At 53.5% G+C, this 634-nt stretch carries 2 protein-coding genes; both read right to left on the bottom strand.

Going from position 1 to position 634, the window contains the following annotated elements; genetic code table 11:
* Window positions 1-256: IS3 family transposase (locus tag HMPREF3157_RS00630; protein ID WP_141740567.1), on the bottom strand; the 256-nt coding region annotated here is incomplete at its 3' end.
* Window positions 256-564 carry a transposase gene (locus tag HMPREF3157_RS00625; protein ID WP_201771337.1) on the bottom strand — a complete coding sequence of 103 codons (309 nt, stop codon included), beginning with the start codon at window positions 562-564 and terminating at the stop codon, window positions 256-258. The genes HMPREF3157_RS00625 and HMPREF3157_RS00630, both read right to left, overlap by 1 nt.
* Window positions 565-634: the final 70 nt, after the last annotated feature.

Raw genomic sequence — 634 nt, 5'->3', positions numbered from 1 at the left:
CCACAGTCTTACGGTTAAGCGCAATGTGGTAGCGCTCGGCAAGTTCTGCGGTGATCCGCGGCGCACCATAAACCTCATCGGAGTCTTTCCAAATCCGGTGAATCTTGCGGTCAACATCATCGTAAAATGCTGCACGATCATCTTCGCCCGATAGTCGCTTCTGCTGCGTATGGGCCCATTTGTAGTATCCAGACCGAGACACTTTTAAAAGCCGTGCCATGCGCTTGATGCTGTAGTTCGCCTTCTCCTGCTGCATCAATTCGAACTTTTCTGCTCGCGTTGCTTCGCAGCGAAGAAGGCTGTCGCTTTTGACAAAAACTCGTTATCCATCTTGGCTTCAGCCAGCTCCCGACGAAGACGAGCATTCTCAGCACGAAGATCAGCCTCGCTCATCCCATCTGATGCTCCTCGGCGCTCACGCTCGAGTTTGACCCACCGGCCTAAAAGCCCGGCGGACACACCAATCTTCTTAGCCACATGAGCAATCGGACGCCGCGACTCTATTACCAGGTTCGCGGCTTCACGCCGATACTCCGGCGTGTACTTCTTGCGCTGTTGACTCACAATGAACATCCTCTCCTACGGACACAAGATCCGCACTAATAGGGTGTCCACTAAACGAGGGTAACCTCAG

The sequence above is a fragment of the Dermabacter sp. HMSC06F07 genome (assembly GCF_001807345.1).
Taxonomy (GTDB): domain Bacteria; phylum Actinomycetota; class Actinomycetes; order Actinomycetales; family Dermabacteraceae; genus Dermabacter; species Dermabacter hominis.
This window is presented reverse-complemented; position numbering and strand designations above follow the sequence as displayed.